At 45.9% G+C, this 23045-nt stretch carries 10 protein-coding genes; 3 read left to right on the forward strand and 7 right to left on the reverse strand.

Annotation, left to right across the window (positions count from 1 at the left end):
- Positions 1 to 10 precede the first annotated feature (10 nt).
- Both AAFF35_RS16890 and AAFF35_RS16895 read right to left on the reverse strand, forming a co-directional pair.
- The gene (locus AAFF35_RS16890) at positions 11 to 1507 is read right to left on the reverse strand and encodes a DNA polymerase Y family protein (RefSeq protein ID WP_342327705.1); all 1497 of its coding nucleotides are present in this window, start codon (positions 1505 to 1507) and stop codon (positions 11 to 13) included.
- Position 1508: 1 nt separating this feature from the next.
- The gene (locus AAFF35_RS16895; protein WP_342327706.1) at positions 1509 to 2243 is read right to left on the reverse strand and encodes an Error-prone repair protein ImuA; all 735 of its coding nucleotides are present in this window, start codon (positions 2241 to 2243) and stop codon (positions 1509 to 1511) included.
- 74 nt (positions 2244 to 2317) lie between these two features.
- On the opposite strand from AAFF35_RS16895, the gene AAFF35_RS16900 reads away from it, so the two are divergent.
- A complete protein-coding gene (locus AAFF35_RS16900) occupies positions 2318 to 3124 on the forward strand; it encodes a helix-turn-helix domain-containing protein (protein WP_342327707.1) in 807 nt (268 codons plus the stop codon).
- Here the strand turns inward: AAFF35_RS16900 and AAFF35_RS16905 are convergent.
- Positions 3113 to 3613, reverse strand: a complete 501-nt coding sequence (locus tag AAFF35_RS16905; RefSeq protein ID WP_342327708.1) for a hypothetical protein — start codon at positions 3611 to 3613, stop codon at positions 3113 to 3115. The two genes, AAFF35_RS16900 and AAFF35_RS16905, sit on opposite strands and share 12 nt — an antisense overlap.
- A 197-nt stretch (positions 3614 to 3810) precedes the next feature.
- On the opposite strand from AAFF35_RS16905, the gene AAFF35_RS16910 reads away from it, so the two are divergent.
- Positions 3811 to 4263 carry a nuclear transport factor 2 family protein gene (locus AAFF35_RS16910; protein WP_342327709.1) on the forward strand — a complete coding sequence of 151 codons (453 nt, stop codon included), beginning with the start codon at positions 3811 to 3813 and terminating at the stop codon, positions 4261 to 4263.
- 31 nt (positions 4264 to 4294) lie between these two features.
- Here the strand turns inward: AAFF35_RS16910 and AAFF35_RS16915 are convergent, their stop codons facing one another.
- The 3 genes from AAFF35_RS16915 to AAFF35_RS16925 all read right to left on the reverse strand — a co-directional run bounded on the left by AAFF35_RS16915 (position 4295) and on the right by AAFF35_RS16925 (position 7673).
- A complete protein-coding gene (locus AAFF35_RS16915; RefSeq protein WP_342327710.1) occupies positions 4295 to 5278 on the reverse strand; it encodes a hypothetical protein in 984 nt (327 codons plus the stop codon).
- Positions 5279 to 5378: 100 nt separating this feature from the next.
- Complete coding sequence (locus tag AAFF35_RS16920; RefSeq protein ID WP_342327711.1) at positions 5379 to 5726, reverse strand: hypothetical protein; 348 nt, start codon at positions 5724 to 5726, stop codon at positions 5379 to 5381.
- 117 nt (positions 5727 to 5843) lie between these two features.
- Positions 5844 to 7673 (reverse strand): alpha-L-fucosidase, encoded by a 1830-nt coding sequence (locus AAFF35_RS16925; RefSeq protein WP_342327712.1) that lies wholly within the window; start codon positions 7671 to 7673, stop codon positions 5844 to 5846.
- Between the two features lie 145 nt (positions 7674 to 7818).
- On the opposite strand from AAFF35_RS16925, the gene AAFF35_RS16930 reads away from it, so the two are divergent.
- Positions 7819 to 8172, forward strand: a complete 354-nt coding sequence (locus AAFF35_RS16930) for a hypothetical protein (protein WP_342327713.1) — start codon at positions 7819 to 7821, stop codon at positions 8170 to 8172.
- Between the two features lie 36 nt (positions 8173 to 8208).
- On the opposite strand, the gene AAFF35_RS16935 is transcribed toward AAFF35_RS16930, so the two are convergent.
- Entirely contained in the window at positions 8209 to 22875 is a 14667-nt protein-coding gene (locus AAFF35_RS16935; protein ID WP_342327714.1) for an amino acid adenylation domain-containing protein, read from the reverse strand.
- Positions 22876 to 23045: the final 170 nt, after the last annotated feature.

Below are 23045 nucleotides of genomic sequence, written 5' to 3' on the forward strand. Positions count from 1 at the left end.
TCTCTCTTCTTTAAGCAAAAAAACCATGTATAAACCATTCTGGCTGGCCATCATGATAATGACCCGATCGGAATACCCAGTAACGTGCCCCCTGCTCATCCTCTACCCGATAATAATCTCTGACCAGCCCTTGTTCAATCCACCATTCCCGCTCTATTCTTTCCGGGCCATCTGCCTTTCTGATTTTATGAACCTTTCCCTTATAGATAAACAGCATGGGTGGATAATCAGGAATTGGCGAGGTGACCTGGATTCGCTCCGGTTGGGGCAATAAGCAGAGTGGCCGGGGTTGATCCTCCGGCCAGGCGATGGCCGGTTTTTCCTGTAAACTTTTGGCTTCCCGGATAGAGCGTTCCGGCCAATGGTGCTGATCAGGCAGGTAGCGGTGTATGGTATTCGCACCAAATCGCCCTGCAATCTTGTCCAGCAGACCTGCGATGGCCAGGTGCTCCTGGTTACTCGCTGCCCAAAGGCTTTCCTGTTGGATGGAAAGTTCTTCCACCACAGGTGCTTCCAAAACAAACAAGTCTATTCCCAATCCCGGCGCAATCGTAGCGACCTTCAGCTCGAATAGCTTAAATAAATGGCCTACATTTCTCACCGGTTCATTTGTTCCGATTTCTATCTGCTGAAGCTTTCCATCGATCCGGTAACCTTTAAACACCCCTTTCCTCATTCCCTTACCTTCGCGAAACAACCGCTGACAAAGGATTTCCAACAGCTTCCGCAAGGCGATTTCAATGCCCGTGGCCGTACGGATCGGCTCCAGGGATGGAAGTGCTTCCTGGTAGGGAACGATGGCCTGGATGGGCGTTATCGGCTCTGACACCAAGCCTAAAGCCTGATCCAGCCTGTTTAGCAAATCCTGTCCGAAACGCCTGCGCAGCACCCTTTGAGGCATATTGATGAAACTCCGGATCTGATACAGGCCCAACTTCTGCAGGCGGTCCAGCACAGTTGCTTCCAGTCGCAATGCCGCTGGTGGTAAAGACTGCAAGGCATCAACATGCGCTCCCGGCTCAATCACCGGACTGCTTTGTCCGAAGCGGGATACTGCCCAGGAGGCGCCTATTGTATCTGCTATGGCCGCCCGGACTTCATAACCCGGTTTACGGAGCTTGCTTAAAATATCATTGAGGTATGGTTCTTCGCCACCCCAAAGGTGTGCGCAACCACTAATGTCGAGAATCAGGCCATCCGGTAAATCAACAGCTGCAATCGGCGTATACCTCAAACTCCATTCGGCCAGGGCCCGAAGCAATCTTTCACCCCTGAGCGGATGGTCATCCAGCACCTCCAGTTTGGGAATTAGGGCCCTTGCATCAGCCAGGACCATTCCTGCTTCCACTCCTTTCTCCCTGGCAGCAGCACTACAGGCCTTTACCACCATTCGTCCGCGTTCGGCAGCGGCCAGTACAAAAGGCTCCCCTTTCAGCTCCGGTTTGCGGATAGCGAGTTGATCCGTCGTTAAATGACGGAACCATATCGTAAGGTATCGCCTTGGCATACTATCCTGTTTGCTGAATCAAAGTGTTTGGGGTTGCTGCAGTTTCCAAATGGCTAAATCGCCCTGCCGACCATTCCAACTGCCAACTTCCGGGTTTACCGTTGCGGATCTTTTGCAGTTCTACATTCCAGCGGGGATAGCCTACCCCCGGAACACCCGCTTCCAGATGACTGATGATTGGACTAATTTCCCAGCGGGAAACAGAGGCAATATGGTTTATTTTTTGAGGATTGCAGCGGTGCAGAAAACCTGTAACCCGGCTTTTTTCTACGGCAAGTTGTAGTCGCCGGGATTCAGTAAGGCTAATTTCTTTAAGTTCGGCAACTACTGCAGTTACCGCGCTGCATTTCAGGGATTCTTCGATTGCCCAAAGGACATCCCGTTCGCGTTGCAGGTCTATAAAAATCACCCGGTCTGGAGAGATCCCGAAAGCTTTCAGGCCAGGTGGAAAAAGCTGACGCCGCGTCCCGACCCAAAGGCAAGTGCCTTCCGTTTTCATTAAATGGCTGATCAGACCAGCCATAAAACCTGTGGTGGCTGCTGCAGCTGCGGGATGGGTACTCACAAATTCATGTACTGCAGCGGTCGGAAAAATATGGTTAGGAAAAGCTTTTTCCATTGGCCCAAGGCCAATATCCAGGCGTCCATGATCTAAAACCGCAGAGAATCCCTGCATTAAAAGGATCTCCTTTTTCAGTTTTTCAATGATATCATTTTTATTCGCCGCTTCTTCCATTACAATTAATTTTAAAATTACTACATTTGACACGATCAGTGTCAAATATTTGACACTAATAATAACAATACAAAATGGATACTCAAAAAGTTTTTTTTTCTGCCAATATTAAGTTCCTCAGGGAAAGGAAGAAACTGAGCCAGGAAATGATGGCAGAAAGCCTGGGCATAGGCCGTTCTAAGCTCAATGCGCTGGAAAGCGGGCAGACTAAAGCCCCCCAGCCGGAGGACCTTATCAATTGTTCAAATACTTTTAAGATCAGTATAGACAGCCTCCTGAAAGTGGAGCTTTCCAGGATTTCAGAACTCAAGCTCCGGGAATTAGAGGCTGGAACTGATATTTATTTGCAGGGAGGCAACCTCCGCGTATTGGCGATCACGGTGGATAAGGACAACAAAGAAAATATGGAATATATCCCTGTAAAGGCGAAGGCCGGTTATCAGGCCGGCTACAAGGACCCTGAATTCCTGGCTTCTTTGCCCAGATTTTCCCTGCCCAATCTCCCTGAATCCGGTACTTTCCGGATGTTCCCCACCACAGGAGCTTCGATGTTACCAATTCCGGAAGGTGCTGAGGTGATCTGTAGATTTGTAGCCGACTGGCAACAGTTAAAAGCCCGCAGTCTATGCATTGTTATATTGAAAGGAGAACAGGATTTTGTATTCAAGCAGCTGACGATTGAAAAGGAAGGAACCATACTCCTGGAATCTTTAAACAAGTTATTCCAGCCTTATCGTGTACCTGTTGCTGAAGTATTGGAATTGTGGCAGTTTCATAGTTACCAGAGTCAGGAGATTCCGGAACAGGAAACTGATTTGATGGAAATTAAACACATGATCAGTTCGTTACAAGACCAATTGCTAAAAAAATTAAAGGTTTAGGTAGAAAATGCTGGCATTATATTTTGCAAGCTCACCTGTTTCCTTAGGTGCTTCCTTTTTATCAATTAATAATTTCCCGGCATCAGGCATACCTTCCTTCAATTCCAGATTAAGCTCATAAGGAGTTCCATCGCCCAATTTCAGATAAAAAATTGGTTGCTTAGTCCTCGCTAAAGCAATCATTTCTTCAGAATACAGCTGATAATAATTGAACTTTTCTGAGCCATAACTAAATGTTGGGCGAAGGAAAAAGCTCACTTGCTTCTCTCCCCCTTTATCATCCTTTTGAAATAATTTAATCTGACTCAGCGCATAAGCTTCTTTATTAGCTGGATTCAATAAATCCAGATTAGCTGCATTTTTAATCACGAGAGAAATACCTGGATATTGAATGGGAGAACAGGCACAAAGACCATCTGTATTTGATATTTTTTTACAACCCAGATTGGCAATAAAGATGACAACGAAAGCAATGATAATTTTTTTCATACAGATTTACTTTAACTCAAATATATCGATTCAAAGCAATTAAATAAAATAATATTTATCCTTTAACTTACTGCAACAACATTGATACCCGATTACGCTCTGATGCCAAAATAAGCCGATTTACCCTACGGCTGGATTGTAAGAATTAGCTATATTTAGCTAAGCAATTAATCCGAAACGCCAACTTAAATCTATTTATGAAGTTAATCCCCTTTCTTTTCGTACTCATTGTGATGGGCACGTTGAAAGTTCAAGCGCAGACCAGGCAGGACACACTGGACATCAAAAGAGTAGCACTTGCTTATATTGAGTCTCAACATACGCCAAATCCTAAACAAATGCAGGAAGCATTACATCCCCGGGTAGTCAAAAGATCGGTTTTCAAAAACAAGAAAACACAAAAAGACTTTGTTTCTGAATATTCAGCTGAAAATCTGGTGATTCTTGCAGAAACCTATAATACTGCTGGAGATAAGTTTCCAAAAACGCCAAAGAAAGAAATTAAGCTACTGGATGTATCTGCATTAACCGCATCCGTAAAATTAATTGCCGACGAATGGTTTGATTATATGCACATCGTGAAGACGAATGGAGAATGGAAAATCATCAACGTACTTTGGCAGTATAATAAGACATCAGAACATCAATAGGATTCCATCCCCGTTGTTAAAATCTTTTTTATCATAAAAGCTGGTTTTTCTTTACAATTCCAAACTTTGCATTCTTAAAATCAATAACAACGATATCCTCAAAAAAAAGGGAATTTCCGACCAGAGCGAAAAGCGCTTCCGACTTATAAAAATCTTCCAGGAGCTGATTGTCGGAATACCATGCAGAAGGATTTTTTAACTGTGCCTTGCCCAGGTAGACTTTTGATTTGATCATTCCTTTATAAAAATTTGTCTTTTTACCCCAGGAACCTGCCACAAGGGAGTCGATGGGAAGTTTAGTTGTGGAGAGCTGCAGCCAGTTTTCTTTGCTTGTTCCCAGGTCAAACAAACTCGCCCCCGTATCAAACAATACCCATTTCGTCTGATCTGCAACTTTAAGAGGAAGCAACATCCTTCCCTTTTGTAATTTACAATCGACGAAATCAATCTCCTTTTTCAGCTGGTTATCGAGGCTATCCAACAGACACATCCTCGTACCTACATAATCAATAATTAACACTTTATCTCTACTGAAATCTGCACCAAGGGTACCAACGAGATTTTTCTTTCCGCTAAGCAGCGAATCTTTAGCAATCTTAGCTCCATAATTGAGGAAGATACCTACATCGGTTTTGGTATTAGGCCCTATTTTCAGGCTAAGTGGATTTAAGGAGGCATGTAACAGTCCTGCAGAAGACCTGCCGGTATCGAGTTTAGCAGGCAACAACGCTTTAACTTCTTCCATAGAATCGTAATAGCTGGCCAGACTATTCTCATACATCGATGTTCCATCGCTTCCCAGGTCAAACTGCAACAGCATATTACCTTTTCTATCATTAAAGGATACAGGGATAGCCATTGCTAGTTTCTGATAATATTTACCGCTTATTTTACTGCTTAACCATTGAAATTGAAACCAGGGATAGTGATTTGTTACCACCTTTTGAGCGTAAGAGAAGTTGATGGCCGATACCATCAGTAAAGAAAGTAAAAGCTTTTTCGTGTTAAGGCTCATAAAAAACTATTCATTAGTTAAAAGCAATATACACGAAAAAACAATCTGTTTTATTGAAAGTTCAGCATTCGGTTTATCCGGAAATTATCGGTAAATATAGTTAACCTTTGACTGTTAACTCTTCATTTGTTAATGCAAAATAGAGGTTCTGAATCTGGTGCACATATTGCAACTTATAATCCAGCATGGCAATTTCCCCATCCATAGGTTGGAGCGTGTCACTTAACACGAACTGATGACCGTTCTTTTTTTCTAATACATAAGTGACCTCAATCCCCTCTTCATATTCAAATTCAAAGCGTTCGAAACCAAACTTGATCACCCAATCTTCCGTTAACAAGATCGGCTCCATCAATCCCGCAGAATCAATATCAGATCCATAAGGTATTTGCTCAGGATGACCATGATCCAATGTATAATTCCCAATTCTTAGTTCAGTCGCTTCCATAATCTGTTCTTTGCCGGCAAAAGTACAACAAAAGATTGCTTTATAATACCCTTAAATCCAAAACATAAAACCCCGGCTGACTGAGTCAACCGGGGTTTACTATCTTATTTTTACCGATTAAATCGGCTTCAACGTAATGCTGCTGATCTCCGGCATAGACTTGCCAGTGATCCCTGTTGCCTTTAGCTCCAATCTTAGCGAGGCTGCTCCTATCGCCTGTTGCGAAACCTCGATCATTCCTGCCTCAACCTCCTTAAAACCAGCACTATTTTCAGCCGGAATGCTATAATTAAGTGCATTATTTTCAAGGTTAAACTGAAGTGTTCCAGCTGCATTAGCTGATGCGAAATAATTGACCATTACTTTATACTTTCCTGGTTTCTGAATTTTCAAATCCCAATACGCATAATCATTTTTATTTGTCCAGAAAGCAATGGTATTTGGTCTGTTTGGATCATGAGTCGATGCTCCTTTTAACTTAATACCGCCGGTACCCGTCAGTTTAGCGTTATTCGCATTCAGCACAATACTTCCATCTTTCAGCGAGCTCAGTTGTTGGGTCAGTACGACAGGCAGACCTTTGATCTCTGCGACGATGACCATTGGTTTCGGCCCGGAGAAATCAGCAGGAAGCTGGATCGTCTTGCCGTTCGCCGCCGTTTTAACCAACAATGCTTTTCCTTTATTCCCTAAAATATAAGCTTTGCTAATGCCGCTGGACAAAGGAACATCCAACACTCCGTTTACAGGAGGATTAAAAACTTCCAGGTATAACTTTCCGGGTTTCTGTGTCGCATAACCCCAATCCAGTGATGGAAACGGGCTGGCCGTTGTTCCATATACCGCTTCGTTATTTACCTTCATCCATGCGCCTATTTCTTTCAGGATCTTTACACCTTGTTCAGGAATCTGTCCTTCCCCATCCGGACCAATATTTAACAAGAAGTTTCCTCCTTTACTTACGGTTTCTAAAAACAGGTTCATCATCTTATCATAAGATTTCCAGTTTTGATCATGGGCACTATAACCATAACTTTCGTTCATGGTATGGCTCACTTCCCAATCCATTCCCGGCAAACCTGCTGGTGGGACATATTTCTCAGGTGTACCAATATCTCCGTTTTTGTTCTCCAAGCCCTCCCAGAAACGATTATTTACGATAATACCTGGCTGCCATTTGATGAGATCTGTCAGGATGCGTTTGGTTCCCCAAGTTTCACCCTGAGTATCTTTTCCGCTGAAATCCAGCCATAGCACATCCATTTTACCATAATTCTGTGCCAGCTCTTTCACCTGATCGTACAGGTAATTCTTGTAAACCTCATGATTCGGCTTAGTTCCCGGAACACGTGGATTATTTTGAAAAGTATGGTAAGAATCAGGATGCTGCCAGTCCAGCAAAGAATAGTAGGCACCGGTTTTCAGTCCTGCCTTTTTAAAAGCAGCAACCGTTTCTCCATATAAATCTCTTCCTTTCGGAGAGATGTTCGTTCCTCCCGTTACCGGATTATTCAGGGAATAAGGAGCTTTACTATTGAAAATGCTAAAGCCTTCATGATGTCTGGAGGTGATCACCATATATTTCATTCCTGCTTCTTTTGCCAGTGCTGCCCATGCTTCCGGTTTAAACTTTGCCGCTGTAAATTTAGGCTTCAATGTTTCGCTATATTCCTTGCTCGGAACATTAGCCCAGGTTTCGATCCATTCTGCATAGTGCTGAGGGTATACCTTGCCATTCCAGGAACCACCGGCGGCGCTGTATAAGCCCCAGTGGATAAAGAGGCCAAACCGGGCTTCCCTAAACCATTTGAGTCGCTGGTCTTTGGTTTCCGCCCAACCGGGAACCCCTTCATAAGGCTTAGATTCCTGAGCGAAGATCGACGTTGCCGTACTGAGCATCAGGATAAAAGATAAAGTGATTTTTCTCATTTTATATTCAGGTTTCATTTGTGATCATATTACCAACTGAGGAAGAATAAAACTAAATGCTTTGCATGATATAATCAGCGATATGCTAAAATTGTTTAATGTTATGTTAGTAGCATACAATCAATTTTTTTATTAATGCTATCTTGCGGCTTTTTCAATACTAATGGACGATCAGATACACCCAAACTATAAACTTTCAGCCTATTTAATTTTTGCAGCCATCACTGTTGATGTGGTTAGCGGATTCATTCAATGGGGTAAAAGCCCCAATTTTGACCTGACCGTTACTGCTGAAATGGCTTTGATGTTCCTAACCTTCGGATACTTTGCCTTTATCGGAAAAGACTGGATCAAATGGGTCATTTTATTGGCAACGATTCTGACCATATTTCCATTAATTGCAACATTGAACCAGGAAGCCAATGGGATCAGTTTGTTTTACGTTTCGCAATTCTTCTCCAGTCTGTTAAAGTTTAGCGCATTTATAGTGCTGTCCCTTATAAAGAAAAAACCCTGAATTTCTCCAGGGTTTTTCTATTGAAGCAACAATTCATCAAATCAGCGTTTCTTCCGTCGATGCGAATACTGCTTTCAAAGCATCACCAAGTTCCTGCGCAAAGGCATCACGAAGCATGCTGAAGTGATCACCGGAAGTGCTCATCACCGTTACCGAGTTCGCATGATCCTGCCAACCCAATGCTTCATGGACATTCTCCAATGGGTTAACGCTGGCTTTTACAATCGTTAAAGGTGCTTTCACTTTACCCGAAATGCGGTAAGGCAATAACATATTGGCCAGGTGCAGGTCCATGACCCTAAAAACCAGCGTGGTATCTTCCCTTTGCAGGGCAACCTGATCTTTCAGCAAATCAGTCAGACAAGGAATAGCTTTTTGTGCAGCCAGGTTCTCGATTTCAGGCCGCAATTTATCCGGGAATGAAGGCTTCATTAAGCCCAGCATGTCGTACTTTTCGAGCGATAGCAATACGAAATCCATGACCTCGCTGACCTCAAAAGTTTCCGGTTCCTGCGCTCCTCTTAACTCAGTTGCGACATCCAGCATAATGGCCACATCTACCTCTTCACCTAAATCTTCCAGCTGTTTGGTCATTTCATATAAAACCTGACCTCCAAAGGAATGCCCGATAAAGCGATAAGGCCCTTTGGGTTGAATTTCCCGGATCCAGGAAAGTTGCAATGCCGCAATTTCCTCCATACGCTGCAGGGGTTTTTCTCCTTCCAGCAATCCCATCATCTGGATCCCGTAGACTTTTACTTTATCCGAGAGTGCATTGGCCAGCTCATCGTAACTGTCGCAATTTCCCGTAGATCCGGGTAGTAAAAAGACATTCCTTTCCTGTTGGCTATTGTTCAATAACAACACATGCTCATTTACGGATTTTCTTAAAGAAAGTACTGCTTCATCCATCTTCCGGTCATGGAGCAAAATGGCCTGTCTGGCAATTGTACTGTGACTCAGGATTTCCTGCAACTGAACCTCATATCCAGCCTGACGGATTCTGCCGAGCAGGCGTAAGGTATTCAGGGAGTGTCCGCCAAGCAAGAAAAAGTCGTCATCGATGCTTATGCGTTTTAGTCCCAATACCTGTTGCCATATTTCCAACAGCAAACTTTCCCTTTCATTTGAAGGTGCAACAGGTTCCGGTGCATTTGCTAAAGGCAAACCCGACGAGGCGAGCAAACGCCGGTCTATTTTCCCCGATATCGTTACCGGCAACTCCTCCACTAAAAAAATATGGGCAGGCATCATATAAGCAGGCAGGCGTTCCCGTAGGGAGGCTTCAATCACTGCTAAGGAGGTGTTTGGTGCAGGAACAAGGTAAGCCAGCAAACGTTTCTCTCCAACATCATCCGTATGAACCACCACTGCGGCTTGCTGAACACTGTCTTGTTGTAACAGGATCGCTTCTACCTCTGCCGGTTCTATACGATAACCACGAATTTTCACCTGATCATCTGCTCGTCCAAGGTATTCAAGCGAACCATCCGGAAGCCATCGGCCAAGATCACCTGTACGGTACATCTTTGCTTCCGGATCTTCACTAAACACATCCGCAATAAAATGTATTAAATTTTGTTCCGGGCGGTTGAGGTATCCGGAAGATACGCCTTCCCCACTGATACAGATTTCTCCAGCTACTCCGGCCGGCAACAACTGCAAGCCTTCGTCAAGAATGTAAATTCTGGTGTTTGGAATGGGTTTTCCAATGGACAGGCGCTTTCCATTTGCTGCTTCATGATAGCGATAACGCGTGGCTACAATCGTAGTTTCGGTAGGTCCATATTCATTGCAAAAATCCAGCTGATTTCCCCAATACGCCGCAAGTTCAGGCGGGCATTCTTCTCCTCCAACCACCATTCGTTTCAGGCTGCCGGACAAGGCTTCCCTTCCCAGACTTTGAAGGAAGCCCGGAGTGAGGTCCAGGTGACTGATGCTCTGCGCTTCCAGCATCTTTCTGAAGAGATCCGGATCCTGTAAAGCTTCCTGCTCCGGGATCAGCAATGCCGCCCCATGAATTAAAGGCAGAAATATAAGCTGGACAGAAGCATCAAAACTGAAACTATAAAACTGCAATACACGTTCGTCTATTGTAAAGCCGATCTCCGGTGCATAATGCCAGATCAGGTTCAACACCGCCCGATGTTTTACAGGCACTCCTTTCGGCCGTCCCGTAGAACCGGAAGTATAAATCACATAGGCATCCAAAGATGAAGAAAGATCAGGAAATAAGGAAGCCTCCGCTTCCCCTGCTACTTCCGTACCGATCCAGCTCAGTTCATCCGAAGGAAGCGGCAAATCGACCTTCATGCGACCAAGTATAAACTCCGCCTTTGTATCTTCCAGTATTCCCATCAGTCGCGCTGCCGGGATGTTCGGATCCAGTGGTACATAAGCCGCAGCAGCCTTCATGATCGCCAGTATTCCGGCCACCGTATCCGCTGACCTGTCTGCATGCAGGAGGACAAACGTTCCGGGCTTCACACCAGCATGAATCAACTTTGTGGCCAGACGGGCTGACCATTCCTGCAACTCCCTGTACGTATAGGATTTAGTTGCCGTGACCAGCGCAATCCGCTCAGGATAACGCAAGGCCGCTTCCTCAAAACAGGAAATCAAAGTGCTTTCACGCGGGAAGGCTGAGAGCGTATCATTCCATTCATGCAGCAGCAGGAGCTGTTCTCTGGCAGGCAGAAAAGATTGTTTGCTGATCCGGTCTGTTAACCGGTGACGGAAGCAATCCAGCACATGGTCAAAATAGTGCTGCACATCTTTCAGTGTTTTTCCACTTTGCAGTTTTCGTCCCTGAGAGAAGACCACTGCCATGGTATCGCCGGTAAGGCTCACCGAGCAATCCAGAAAGGTATTGGAAAGCCCATAGCTTACACTGGCCAGCCATTGCTGAGCAAGGGAAACGTCCATCAGTTCTTCTTCCAGTTCATCATAAATATGGAAATTTATAAAATTGAAGATGAGGTCAAAGAAAGGGTTTTCCTGTGGAGCAGAAGCGGTATTGATCCTTGCAATCTCTGAGAGTGAGGTCAGGTCATATGATTTCAGCAACTGTAATTTATCCTCGATCCTTCTAAAATAGGCCTCCCAGCTTTCTTTCCCATCCGGCATCTCGAATACAAAAGGAATGGTATTCAGGAAGCATCCCAGCAACTGATCTCCGTCTTCTACCACTGGTCTGTTGTTCGTGACCAGTCCGATCGTTAGCCTCCGCTGATGGCTCAGCATTCCGATCGTATAAAGGGTGGCACCAAGGAAGACCCCTTTAAGGGAAAGCCGATGTTCTTTGGCCAGGTTTTTCAAACTATCCAGCATCTCCTTCGTATAACTTGCGATCAGATCATCCTGCTTTTCTTCTGTAGTAAACAAGTCCAGTCGCTGGTGATCTTCCATTTCCTTTTTCCAGAAATCATGGTTCAAGTTTGTTTTTCTACCCATCATATTTTGCAGGACGAAATCACGGTAGCTTCCTTTCAGGCGGGTTAACGGTTGAGTTTCCGGGTTTTTATCCAACTGCAGATACAAGTTAAAAAGTTCTGTATTGAAGGCTGCCACACTCCATCCATCGAGGATAGCGTGGTGGAACTGCAAGACAAATACTGTTCCTTCCTGCCAGTTCAGCAATGTTGCACGCCATAGTGGCCCATGCTCCAGATCAAAAGGCCTTTCGCGTTCCTCCTTCAGGTATGCTCTGAGGTAAGGTTTCAGCACTTCCGCAGTGCTGTTTAACCTCTCTAAAACCTTCACTTTCACCGGTATATTTTTATGGACTGCCTGCAATCCCTGTTCATGGAGGTTGGGATGAAAGGTAGTCCTCAATATTTCATGTTTCGCGACGATCATGCGCAGTGCCTGTTCAAACAAGGAAGGGTCCAGGGAACGGGCTACCGGATAGAGAAATTGATCATGATAGACCGCTGATTCCGGATCACGCAAAGACGCGTAAATCATGCCACATTGAATATCGCTCATTGGATAAACCGCTTCCAATGTTGCCCTTCCGGACAGCATTGGCATAAACTCCGCCTCTATTTCCTTCAGTTCCTGTTGCAGCGCCGAAGTAACCGACCCTTCATTCCCTGCATGTGAAGCCAGCAATTCTGCCAGTTCCAGGATCGTTCCTGAACGATAGATATCCGCGACGCTGACTTCCATTCCCGTCAGCTTTCTGATTCTTGCAGCAACCTTTACCACACGGATAGAATCGCCGCCAAGCTCAAAGAAATTGTCCTTTACACCTACCCGGTCTACCCCCAGTATCTCCATCCAGATATTGGCCAACAGCTCTTCTCTCTCGGTTGAGGGCGCTTGATATTCCGCATGATGTTTCCATTGCTGATCTTCCAGACGGGATAGGAATCCCCGGTCTGCCTTGCCATTGCCCGTTACCGGTATGCGCTGTAAAGCAATCAGGTCTGTTGGCACCATATAATCCGGAATCACCACAGATAAATCCTGTCTGATTTCTTTCTGTAAAATAGCCGTAATGTCCGGAAACAAAGGGATATTGGTAAAAGGAAAATCCCGGTCTGCCTGATATAAAGGCATTACAAAATCTCCTGCCGGATTTAGCTCCAAAAGAAGTTCCATCTGCATCGGATCTTTTGCAGGCATCATCCGGACCTGATACCCCGCTTGTTTTGCGGTCTTCAGCAATTGCGTCACTTTTTCATTTTCTTCGTCCGGTTGTTCCACAGCACGGATTAAGTCCCTTACATTAACCGCAGTATGATCCCTCAGTCCTTGCAGCAGCTGGCGTTCTTTCCATAAACGTGGATTCGGAATTCCGCTGATGGCAATGACCGGAGGAAGATTTTCAAAGAGCTGATCTGCAGACTCTTTTAAGTCGCCCCATTCCGACCATGAGCGTTCCGACACCGCTTTCTCCAGTCCGATATGTAGTATCACCGTGAAGCGGTAAAGACTGAGCTCATTCACATAATCCCCTTCCTTCCATCGGATTTCCACATGACTGATTTCGGGAAACTGCTCCGGAAGCTGATAGAAATAATCAGGTGTAAAGCAAAGCTCTTCCTCCTTCATCATTTCCTGATCCACCAGCCAGCTGAATTCCGTAACCGCTGCGCGCTCCTGTAATTTTGCCAGGGAAAGACGTGACTTAAACGCATACAGCAATCTGTAATCCCTTACATCCCCCAGGATAATTCTTCCGGAACCTTCCAGGCGAACAATATTATCTGCGATGATTCTCGTCAGGTAATCCTCTCCCGGGAAATACTGAATTACGGAATTCATGATCACCGTATCTGTTTTTTCCATTTCATCAGGTTTTACCTCATGCGCTCCACAGGACCGCAGATGCGTATCCGGAAATTGTGCAGGATGTTGGCTCACATGACGCCTGATCTGTGCAACAGAAACTTCTGAAAGGTCTACCCCTGCATAGCTGCTGATGTGCGGAGCCAACTGGTAGTAAATCATCCCCGTACCGCAACCAATCTCCAGCACATGTTCAGGTTGCTGCGATAAGATCACCTGGGCAATATCATCCAGCCATGCCTGCATATCTGCTGCAGGAATCGCTCCTCCGGTAAAGGAATCATTCCAGCCCGCAATGTTAAACTCTTCCTCTCCTGTATCCGGTTCCGAGTTGCCATAGGTATCCTCATACAAGACCTTCCAATTGTTCACCTGGTCTTCGTACAGACTTTGTTCCAGCTCCTTCAGCCGATCCTGATCCGGTACATAATAGCAAACCAATTTCTTATCATGCGCACCTGAAGCTTTCAGTACCACACAATTTTCTGCCACCTGAGGCAACCTGTTCAGGGCATGCTCTATCTCTCCCGGTTCTATCCGATAGCCCCTTATTTTAACCTGGGAATCGATCCGGCCGAGATATTCTATGCTGCCATCTTCCATCCATCGCCCCAAATCTCCGGTTCTATAGATTTTTTCTTCCGGATCATCACTAAAAGGATGGGGAATAAAACGTTCCCTGGTCAGCTCTTCTCTATTGAGGTATCCACTGGCTACACCAGCACCCGCAATAAACAGCTCGCCCGGAACACCTATAGGTACAGGTTGCAACCTTGCATCCAGGATATAAGCAGACAATGTAGGGATGGGTTTTCCTATTTTACTGCCGCCGCTATTCATTTCTTCCTCCCCAATCTCCTGGAAGGTGACATGTACCGTCGTTTCCGTGATGCCATACATATTGATCAGCTTGCATTCCGGATACCATCCATTCCATGCTTTTAAACGTGATGGATGTAAAGCCTCTCCGCCAAAGATGACGTAGCGAAGCGAAAGCGGCATCGGGCTGCCCTGAAGGTACTCCTGTAAAACATAAAAAGCCGAAGGCGTCTGGTTAAGTACCGTCACCCCTTCTGTCCGCAGCAACGCAGCGAAAGCAATCGTATCTCTTGCCATAGAACGTGGTACAATCACCATTCTGCCTCCATAAAATAAGGCACCATACATCTCCCAGACAGAAAAATCAAAACAATAAGAATGGAACATCGTCCAGACATCCTGCTCATTGAAATCATACAGCGGTACGGAAGTCATGAATAGTCGAACTACATTCCGGTGAGGAATGATCACACCTTTAGGGCGTCCTGTGGAACCGGAAGTATAAATAATATAGGCCGCCTGCTCCGGTTTACATACCGGTAACACCGCCCCATTTTCCGGCTCTGCCCAATCCTCAGACAGGCAGATTAACCTTGCAGTACTCAGTGCCTCTATCACCGAAACCGTATGCTCCAGGACAAGGATCAACGGAGCGGCGGTATCTTCCAGCATAAAACGAATCCTGTCCTGCGGATACTCAGGATCTACCGGAACATACACCCCTCCGGCCTTTAAAATCCCCAGGATCCCGATCATCATTTCTATACTATGACCAGTACAGATCGGCACCAGGCTTCCCTCCGTAACGCCCTCTTGTCTAAGCCTTCTGGCCAGTGCATCAGAGCGGCGATCCAGGTCCTTATAATTCAATTGTTGTTTTTCAAACGTTAAAGCGATTCTTTCCGGTGTACGGCCCACCTGTTTTTGAAAAAGGCTGACAATCGTCTCTTCCATAGGATACGCTGCTTCAATGCCACTAAAATCATGCAGCAGCTGATGGCTTTCTTCTGCGCCCATCATTGGAATATCCGCGACTTTAAGCTGAGGATTGGTTACGATCGCCTTTAACAGCTGTTCAAAATGCCCTGTTAACCTGCGAATCGTCGATTCCCTGAAAAGGTCACTACAATAAGCGACATCCGCATACAGACCTTCCGGAGTTTCAAAGACAGAGAAATGGAGGTCAAACTGACTCGTCCGGTAATGACTCGACTTTCTTTCCATCAGCGCCTCACCCAGCTTCATCGCAGGCATCTCCGGTGCGTTTTGCAAGACAAATACGACCTGAAACAAAGGGTTCCGGCTCGTATCCCGCTCTCCCATCACGAGTTTCACCACTTTTTCAAATGGCGCCTCCTGATGATCATAGGCCTCCAGGGTGGTTGTTTTGACCCTTTGCAGGACCTCCAGAAAATCCGGATCACCACTCAGATCGGTCCGCAATGCCAGTGTATTCACGAAGAAACCGATCAGGCCCTCCATTTCCTGCTGCATTCTTCCTGAAATGGCACCACCAACACAGATGTCATCCTGCGAACAATAACGCTGCAGCAAGACTTTAAATGCAGCAAGTAAAGTCATATACAGCGTCACGTCTTCCTGTATAGAGAACGCTTTCAACTGTTCTGTCAGCGTCTTGCTGATCTTTAATTTCATCGTCTCCCCACGCACACTCTGCATCGCTGAGCGTCCAAAATCCGTCGGCAAATTCAACAATGCTGTTCCCGACAGTTTTCGCTGCCAGTAATCCAGCTTAGGCGCCAATATCGCTTCCCTGTTGCGCTGCCAGCGGGCATAATCACCATACTGGATCGGCAAACTTGTAAATTCAGGGATACTCGCCGCCGCGTAAGCCTGGTAACCTTCATACAGTTCTTTTGCCAGGATAGACATCGACCATCCGTCTGCCGCAATGTGATGAATATTGACCGCCAGGAAATGTTCTCTTTCGGAAATCCGGATGATATGTGCACGTAACATGTGTTCTTCCGAAAGGACAAAAGGCCTCGTTACCAGTTCATCTACCAGTTGTAAAAGTCCTTCCTCCTCAGCAACTGCAGGATGGTCATTTAAGACCTCCGCATTCCAGGTATCCTTTTCCAGGATATGCTGATAAGGCAAGCCGTCTTCCTGTCTGATCACCGTCCGCAACACCTCATGGCGGTTCACAATGTGATTGAAAGCACTAACCAAAGCATTCAGGTCAAACAAACCATCTATCTTGAAAGTCAGAATGATATGATATTGAATAGAACCATGAAGACGGTCGATAAACCAAAGGCGTTCCTGACCAAAAGAAACCGGAAGATGGCCTTCAGCGGAAGCGTCCGGTCTGATCACTTCCAGCAGATTTTCTTCTGCTCTTCCCTGCAATTCGTTGATATGTGATGCCAATCTCGCAATGGTTTTACAGCTAAACAAAACTGTCGGAGCGACCTCCAGGCCCCATTCATTTCTGATAAAAGCACTCACCCGCATCACCATCAGCGAATGTCCACCCAGTCTGAAAAAGTCATCATGAATTCCGATTTCCGATCTTTGCAACAATTCCATCCAAATCGTCGCCAGGCGTTGTTCCGTTTGGTTTCGCGGCATCAGCACTGCAGTATCGCCGGTATTTTCCGGAGCAGGTAAAGCTTGTTTATCTATTTTACCATTTTTCGTTAGTGGAATCTGATCCAACACCAGGATATGTGAAGGAATCATATAGGCAGGCAATTGCGTTTCTAACCAGGTCAACAAGGTTTCTTCTTTAAAACCGGGCTCAGGAACAACATAGGCCAGGAGCTGTAAAACACCGGTAGCATCCGGCCTTGTCAGCACGACCACCTGTTTAATCAGCGAAGACCGTAATATTGCAGCTTCTGTTTCTCCGGGTTCCACACGAAAACCTCTGATCTTGACCTGATCATCCGCCCTGCCTTCAAATGCGATGTTGCCATCAGGAAGCCATCGAGCAAGGTCTCCGGTGCGATATAAACGTTCCTTACTGTCTTTAAGAAAGGGATGAGGAATAAAAACTTTGGCCGTTAATTCTGGTTGGTGGAAATATCCATCCGCCAGTCCTGCACCCCCTACATACAATTCTCCTGTTACGCCTATAGGCACAATTTTCTGACTTTTATCCAGAATATAGGCACTGCGATAATTCAGCGGCCTGCCTACCGGGACTTCTGAAACAAGCGTACTATTGATCAGATAGCTCAGCGAGAAAGTCGTGTTCTCTGTAGGCCCATATCCATTGTGTAACTGTAAGTGTGGATAACGGGTGATGACCGTTTCCGCACGTTGTGCAGAGAAACGTTCCCCGCCGACTATAACCGCCGATAAGGTTTCAAATACTGAAATATCAGTATCCACCAACAGGTTAAACCATCCGGTTGTAAAGAACATTTTATTGACCCCATATTTGCGGATGATCTTTTTCAACTGTGTGCTGTCCATCAGTTGTGCTTTATCCGCCAGGATCAGTCGGGCACCATTCAATAAAGCAGACCAATATTCAAAAGTCGTCGCATCAAAAGCCGGAGAACCGGCAGCAAGGATCCGGTCATCAGGGTTTAGTGGAAAATAATCTTTCGCCTGGACCAGGCTGACCACATTTCGGTGCGAAACCAGCACTCCTTTTGGCTTGCCTGTAGAACCCGAAGTATACATGATATAAGCCGGATGATCCACACTAAAGCCTGTGGTTACTGTAGCATCAGGTAAGCTCAGCTGATCCGTTAAAATCAATTCCCGAACATCAAACCGCGCGGCATAATTACCCGTGACCATTGCGAACGGGCTATTCAGATCCTCAATCAACAAGTTAATCCTTTCCTGAGGATATTCCGGATCTACCGGTACATAGGCAGCCCCTGCTTTGAGCAAGGCCAGGATCGAAATGATCAATGCAGGAGAACGGTCTATGCAGACTGGCACCGACATTCCCGGCTGGACGCCCTTCTGCTGCAGATAAGCCGCAAGACGTTCCGATTCCAGGTCTAAAGCTGCAAACGTGAGTGCTGTTGTTTCTGACTGAACAGCGATGGCTTCCGGCCGGATGGCGACCTGTGCTTTAAACAGAGAGACGATGGTATCCTGTCCCCTATATTGCTCTTTCTCATTACTGAAGTTTTTGATCAGCTCCTGTTCCTCCTCAGAAACCAATGTGATATTGGCCACTTTAGCATCAGGATTTTCCACGATGGCCCTTAACAAGGTTGAAAAATGGTCCAACAATCTGCAAATTGTACCTGCTTTGAAAAGATCAGTACAATAAGAAACCTCAGCAGACAATCCTTCTTCTGTCTCAGAAACAGAAAAATGGAGGTCAAACTGACTCGTTTGATAGCGATGAGATTCCGATTCCATCAAGGCATCCCCCAGCTTCATCTCCGGCATGTCCGGTGTATTCTGCAATACAAATACCACCTGAAATAAAGGACTGCGACTGGTATCCCGTTCTGTCGTGACCAGGTTAACCACTTTTTCAAAAGGTGCTTCCTGATGATCGTAGGCTTCCAGCGTTGTGGCTTTTACCCGTTGCAATACACTGCGAAAATCCGGATCGCCGCTCAGGTCTGTACGTAATGCCAGCGTGTTTACAAAGAAGCCGATCAGCCCCTCCAGCTGCTGTTCCATTCTTCCCGACACAGCTGCACCTACACAGACATCATCCTGTGAACAGTAACGCTGCAGCAAGACTTTAAAAGCCGCCAGCAAAGTCATATATAAAGTCACATCTTCCTGTAAGGAAAGCTGTTTCAGTTGTTCAGTTAATGTTTTATTGACCTTAAATACCATGGAATCGCCACGTGTACTCTGTATCGCCGGGCGACTGAAATCCAAAGGCAGGTTTAAGGAAGGTGTTCCTGACAATTTTTGCGCCCAGTAATCGAGCTGAGCAGCCAAAGCACCCTCCTCATTGCGCTGCCGGCGCGCATAATCGACATACTGTAAAGGCAATAAAGGTAACTCCGGTATGGTATCCGCAGCAAAAGCGCGATAACCTGTAACCAGCTCATCAGACAGAATCGACAGCGACCATCCATCCGCAGCAATGTGATGGACATTAATCGCCAGCAGGTGTTCCACTTCGGAAATCCGGATGAGGTGTGCACGCAGCGGGTGTTCCTCTGAAAGATCAAAAGGTTTGTTCAGCAGCCCTTCTACGAGCGCCTGAATTTTCTCCCGATCAGCTGCATCGGGGTGGTCAATGATCACATCGGCTTTCCAGCTGTCCTTTTCCAGCACATGAGCATAAGGCAAGCCGTGCTCCGCTCTGATCACTGTCCGTAGCGCCTCATGCCGGTTCAGAATATGATTAAAAGACTTCAGTAAAGCATTTAAATCAAACACCCCATGGATCCTGAAAGCCAATATAATATGATATTGCACAGATCCCTGAAGCCGGTCCACAAACCACATGCGCTCCTGGCCAAAAGAGACCGGCAGTGCAGCCTCGGGAGTCAACTCCAGCTGGATAAATTCTTCCGGCACCAACTCCTCTTCCTGCAATTCATCAATCAGTGCAGCGAGTCTTGCAATGGTTTTACAACTAAAAAATACTGTTGGCGACAGCTTAATATCCCACTCATTTCTGATATAAGCGATGACCCGCATGGCCATTAGCGAATGTCCACCCAGTCTGAAAAAATCATCATGAACACTGATTTGTGGCCTTTGCAATAGCTCCATCCAGACCTCTGCCAGCTGTTGCTCCGTTTCATTGCGAGGCAGCACGATTTCCGATCCTTTGGTTTGCTCAGGAGCAGGCAATGCAGCCTTATCTGTTTTACCATTTGCAGTAAGGGGAATCTGATCCAGGACCATTACATGGGAAGGAACCATAGCTGAAGGCAATTGTGTTTCCAGCCAGGTCAGCAACGTTTCTTTATCAAAACCGGGCTCAGGAACAACGTATGCCAGCAATTGTAAGATCCCGGTAGCATCGGCTCTTGTGGTCACAACCGCTTGTTTAACCAGTTCCGAGCGTTGTATTGTTGCTGCTGTTTCTGCAGGTTCAACACGGAAACCCCTGATTTTCACCTGATCATCTTTCCTGCCAACAAAGACAATATTACCATCCGGAAGCCAGCGCGCAAGGTCTCCGGTACGGTATAAACGATCCACCCCCTTATCTCCCGCAAAAGGGTTCCTGATAAAGGTTTTCGATGTCAGTTCCGGCTGACGGAAATATCCATCTGCCAGTCCTGCACCTCCAACATACAACTCCCCGCTGACACCAATAGGAACCGTTTCCATATTTTCATCGAGGATATAGGCACTTCGGTAGCTCAGCGGTTTACCCACCGGAATTTCCGAAAGCCCGGTCCGGACCTGATAACTTAAAGAGAAGGTGGTATTTTCTGTAGGCCCATATCCATTGTACAACTGTAAATCAGGATAATGTGCCTTCAGTTTTTCTGCTGATGCTGCAGGGAAACGTTCGCCCCCAACAATCACTGCCGAGAGCCGCTGGAATACCGAGATATCGGTATCTACCAATAAGTTAAACCAGCCTGTGGTAAAGAACATTTTATTGACGCCATACCGGAGGATGATCTCTTTTAATTGACTGCTGTCCATCAATGCTGCTTTACTCGCCAGAACCAGTTGGCCGCCATTCAATAAGGTGGACCAGTATTCGAAAGTAGCTGCATCAAAAGCAGGAGAACCGGCAGCCAATAAGCGGTCTGCCGGGCTAAAAGGAAAATAATGGTGTGCTTTAACCAGGCTGACCACGTTCCGGTGGGAAATGATGACCCCCTTAGGAGTTCCTGTAGAACCGGAAGTATACATCAGGTAAGCCGCAGATTTATCGCTCAGGTTCCGCTTTGGCATCTGGAAATCAGACAATTCCAGCCGATCTGTTAAAATGAGCTCCGGAACATCAAAAAGAGCAGCGTAATCACTCGTCGTAATCGCGACGGGACTCTTCAGATCAGCAATCAGTAACTTAATCCTTTCCCGCGGATATTCCGTGTCTATCGGCACGTAAGCTGCCCCAGCCTTGAGTAAGGCCAGGATGGAGATGATCAATGCCGGGGAACGGTCCATCCCTACCGGCACAGGCATTCCTGGTTGTACCCCTTTTTCCAGCAGATAAGCCGCCAGCTGTTCCGACTGCTGATCCAGTTCCGCAAAGGTAACTGCCAGCTTTTCAGATTGTAATGCAATGGCTTCCGGACGAAGCGCCACCTGCTCTTTAAACATAGATACAATGGTATCATCAGCGGTATATTGTTCTTCTTCGTTGCTGAAGCTTTTAATCAGCTGAGCTTCTTCTGCTGAGATGACCTGAATACTGCTTACCGGACGGTTTAAGGCATCCGGAAATTGCTCGATAATGGAAATGAACCGCTTGGCAAACCAGGCGATTTCTTCTGAAGTAAAATAAGAATGGTGATAAATGAATTCAATCCTCGCGGGATGACCTTCACCGAATTCCTGCCAGAAGATCTCCAATGGCCTTCGCTGATGGTTATTTCTTATCAGGCAGAAATCTGCCTGGGTATCTTCGCCAAAATCAGGCGTAAAATTCAATCTGCCATAGTTCACAATCACATCAAACAATGGTGTATCCTCTCCGGAATTTTGGAGCGACGCTTTTAAATCGCTGGGCAGATAACGGTAATGTGGGTAATCCTCCCTTAGTTCAGTCGAGATCCGAGCCAGGAGTGCCGACAAAGTTTCTTCAGGATCATAACTGCCACAGAAAGGCAGCAATCCGGAGAACATGCCCACACACTTCCGTTCTTCCTTCAACCCTCTTTTATGTAAGGCAATTCCAAAAGCAGGTTGCTGCTGCCCTGTAACACGTGCAAAATAGATGATCAGTGCGGCAAGGCTAAGTTTCTGTATTCCTGCACCTTTGCCATTCACTAAGACCTTCATGAGGGCATCTTGTGCAGGGCTGAGTTCCAGGATGTGGATGCCACTGCTATATTTTTGAGTTGCGGATTGATATTTTTTTTCCAACAGCACAGGAAAAACGGCGGGGATCTTTTGTTGCCAGTAGTGTTTTGTTTCGGCATAGGCTGCTGACTGGTAATAATCAGCAGCAGTTTTCATTAATTCGAGATAGGAAGGAGCTTTAACCGTCCGCTTCCCTCCCGCTTTCCGTTCGCGGAAATGTTCACCTAAGTCGTTCAGCCAGTTGGAAAGACCAACACCGTCCATCACCAAATGGTGGAACCGGCAAAAATACCAGGAGGTGTTTTCATTGATCTTTAACAAATAGTGTTCATGAGGCAACAGTTCTGGTTTAAGCGGCATTGGGCTATCCAACACCTGCTGCATCCAGGTTCTGGCCACCTTTTCCGGATCTATTACTGCAGTAAAGTCTTTTTCTATTATGATATTTTGAGGATGATCATCGGCAACGATAGCAACTGGTTCCGGATGATTCAGGTCAAACCTGAGGCAAAACACGTCGTGTGTTGATAAAGCGTCGTCCAGCGCATTGGAAAACAACGTTTTGTCTAAGTTACCTGTCAGAATCAGGTAAAAGCCCATGTTATAATCCGGGCTGGAATGGTGCATGACCTGATCAACATAAATGTCTTGCTGTGCAGGGTGCAGGGGAAAAAATCTTTCAATCATGAATTCTTTTTTTAAAAATTTAGAAATTCTCAGGCTAAATCACCAAAGTTTAATAAATCCCCCCGCAGGTATCATCTGTAATAGCAACAAATGATTTAAACCACGATATTCATAAAGATATATTTATTAATAAAGACACAAAAATTATTTACAATAAATATTTATCATCA

Origin of the sequence: Pedobacter sp. FW305-3-2-15-E-R2A2 (assembly GCF_038446955.1) — a bacterium.
Taxonomy (GTDB): Bacteria; Bacteroidota; Bacteroidia; order Sphingobacteriales; family Sphingobacteriaceae; genus Pedobacter.

Bases quoted from the DNA above. Each gene is read 5' to 3' on its own strand.
- AAFF35_RS16890 (WP_342327705.1), bottom strand. From the start codon at position 1,507: ATGCCAAGGCGATACCTTACGATATGGTTCCGTCATTTAACGACGGAT.
- AAFF35_RS16920 (WP_342327711.1), bottom strand. From the start codon at position 5,726: ATGGAAGCGACTGAACTAAGAATTGGGAATTATACATTGGATCATGGT.
- AAFF35_RS16930 (WP_342327713.1), top strand. From the start codon at position 7,819: ATGGACGATCAGATACACCCAAACTATAAACTTTCAGCCTATTTAATT.
- AAFF35_RS16910 (WP_342327709.1), top strand. From the start codon at position 3,811: ATGAAGTTAATCCCCTTTCTTTTCGTACTCATTGTGATGGGCACGTTG.
- AAFF35_RS16905 (WP_342327708.1), bottom strand. From the start codon at position 3,613: ATGAAAAAAATTATCATTGCTTTCGTTGTCATCTTTATTGCCAATCTG.
- AAFF35_RS16935 (WP_342327714.1), bottom strand. From the start codon at position 22,875: ATGATTGAAAGATTTTTTCCCCTGCACCCTGCACAGCAAGACATTTAT.
- AAFF35_RS16915 (WP_342327710.1), bottom strand. From the start codon at position 5,278: ATGAGCCTTAACACGAAAAAGCTTTTACTTTCTTTACTGATGGTATCG.
- AAFF35_RS16900 (WP_342327707.1), top strand. From the start codon at position 2,318: ATGGATACTCAAAAAGTTTTTTTTTCTGCCAATATTAAGTTCCTCAGG.
- AAFF35_RS16895 (WP_342327706.1), bottom strand. From the start codon at position 2,243: ATGGAAGAAGCGGCGAATAAAAATGATATCATTGAAAAACTGAAAAAG.
- AAFF35_RS16925 (WP_342327712.1), bottom strand. From the start codon at position 7,673: ATGAAACCTGAATATAAAATGAGAAAAATCACTTTATCTTTTATCCTG.